Annotated in this window: 3 protein-coding genes; all 3 read right to left on the reverse strand. The window is 71.2% G+C overall.

Translation table 11 applies throughout. The features are described from left to right. Positions 1-715 (reverse strand): hypothetical protein (locus AB0G02_RS30985; RefSeq protein WP_360801052.1); only part of this gene is annotated, 715 nt, incomplete at its 3' end. Position 716: 1 nt separating this feature from the next. Next, positions 717-1,718, reverse strand: a complete 1,002-nt coding sequence (locus tag AB0G02_RS30990) for an adenylate cyclase (protein WP_360801055.1) — start codon at positions 1,716-1,718, stop codon at positions 717-719. Between the two features lie 177 nt (positions 1,719-1,895). Next, a partial coding sequence (locus AB0G02_RS30995) for a GyrI-like domain-containing protein (RefSeq protein ID WP_360801058.1) occupies positions 1,896-2,093 on the reverse strand: 198 nt, incomplete at its 5' end.

Consider the following 2,093-nt stretch of genomic DNA (forward strand, 5'->3'; position numbering starts at 1 on the left):
TCTGCGGGTCGCGGTAGTACGACGACTGGTCGGGCAGGATGAAGTAGACGTGCCACTTGCGTTCGAGTTCCCGGTAGACCGAGGCGGGGTCGATGTCCTGCTTCACGTCGTCACCGATGATGCGGCGGATGTGCCGTGCTTCGAGGCGGGGCTTGTTGAGCTCGTCCCCGATGAGGAAGAGGTAGCCCTTGCGGCCGCGCTTCTGCCAGGCGTCGGTCACGACGTGGCGGGCGATGAAGTAGGCGGCGAGCTCGTAGGACTCGCTCTTCTGGCCGCCGCCGTTGCCCTCCAGGAAGATGGTGCGCAGCTGCTCGTCCATCCGGTTGTCGGACTCGAACTGGCCGACCTGGAGGGGGACGCGGTCGCTGTCGGCGTCGCCGATGCCGCCGAACAGGAGCTGGGGGTCGGTGAGGTAGCCCTTGCGCTGGAGCAGGCCGTGGAGCTTGCCGAGCTTGCGCTGCATGATCTGGGGGACGCGGCCCATCGAGCCGGTGACGTCGAACAGCACGGCGATGGGCGTCGAGTCGGCGTGGTCGGGCGAGTCGCGGCACTCGCGTGCGGTGACGCCCTTCGGGTCGAGCGACGGGTCGGCCTTCCACTCGCGTGACGGGCGTGACCGCAGGGCGGCGGTGTAGCCGAAGTCGTCGATGCCCTTGGCGGCGCGGAAGGTCTTGGCGGCCGCGTAGGCGTTGTCGTCCCACTTGCCGTGTCCCATGTCAGGTCCTCGTTCCGGGTAGGGCGAACGGGCGGAAGGTCCGTTCGCCGTGGAGTTCTTCGAGCAGGTCGTCGTACTCGGTGAGCAGGTCGGCGGCGTCGGGCCGTCGGGTGGGGTCGTCCTGGGTGCAGCCGCGGGCGAAGCGGCGTTGCGTGGTTTCGCCGTCGGCCAGCAGGTCGAGCATCAGGGTGTGTGCCATGTGGACGTCGGTGGCGGTGGTGACCGGTCGTCCGTCGTGGACCTCCGGTGGGTAGTCGATGGTCTTGCTGGTGGCCAGGAGCCGTTCGCCGGCGCCGACCGCGAAGGTCCAGCCGGCGAGCACGATGCCGTGCTGCTCGGGGTGGACGAGGACGTTGTCCGCGACGATCGCGCCGTGGACGAGGCCGATCCGGTGGGCGCCCGCGATCGCCCGCAGCAGCCTGCGGTGCATCCAGGCGTAGTCGCGGCCGTCCAGGCCGTCGGGGTACGCGCGCCGGACGTCCGCGAGCGTGACGAACCCGTCCACCAGCGGGGAGAGGACGGTGAAGGCGCGGGTGCCGCGGGCCACGTCGCCGGAGGTGTCGACGAGGTGCGGGTAGTAGGGGCGCAGCCACTGGTGCCGGTCGGTGAACCGGGCGAGTCGGCGCAGGGCGTCCCACTCGGCGTGCAGGAGGGGGTTGAGGGCGGGGTTGCGCACGACCTTGACCACGTGGGGTCCGTCGGTGCGGTAGACGGTGGCGACGCTGCCGATGGCGTGCCGGTCGGTGAGGCGGTAGGTGGCGCGGTCGGTGCTCAGGTCGACCGACGTGCCGTGCTGCCACTCGTGGTGGAGCCGGGTCAGCTCGGCGGACGCCGCGTGCGCCCGGGTGTCGTGCGGGCCGACCCGGTCGGGGTGCAGGACGGCGGCCAGTGCCCGGTAGAGCCGCTGGGCTTCCGTGCGGCGGGCCGGGTCGACCGGGCCGAACAGGTCGGGTGCCGAGCCTGCCCGTTCGACCCGGTCGAGCGCTTCGTCCCTGGTGAACATAGTTTGAGTCTATACGACTCAAACCGCGCGCCGGGGTGGAATACCACTGTGTTGCCGGTCACGTCGGCCGTGCCGGGCTTCGGACCACCCCACGAACCGCCGGACGCCTCCCCGCCGGGTGACGGGGAGGCGTCCGGGATCAGGACCTCGGCGCGGACCGCGTTCGCACGGGATCCGTCACGCCGGTTCGACGGCCAGCCACAGCTCGCAGGTCGCGGTGGTGAAGCCGTCCGCGTGGTCGAGGATCGTGACGATCGTCGGCCCCGGTCGCAGCCGCCAGGGGTTCGAGGGGAACCACTCGGTCGCCGTGGCGGCCCACGTGGTCTGCAGCGCGTCCGGGTAGGGACCGGAGGTGCGGAAGTCCGCCCACCTGCC

The sequence above is a fragment of the Actinosynnema sp. NPDC023658 genome (assembly GCF_040639995.1).
Lineage (GTDB): Bacteria > Actinomycetota > Actinomycetes > Mycobacteriales > Pseudonocardiaceae > Actinosynnema.

Bases quoted from the DNA above. Each gene is read 5' to 3' on its own strand.
- AB0G02_RS30990 (WP_360801055.1), bottom strand. From the start codon at position 1,718: ATGTTCACCAGGGACGAAGCGCTCGACCGGGTCGAACGGGCAGGCTCG.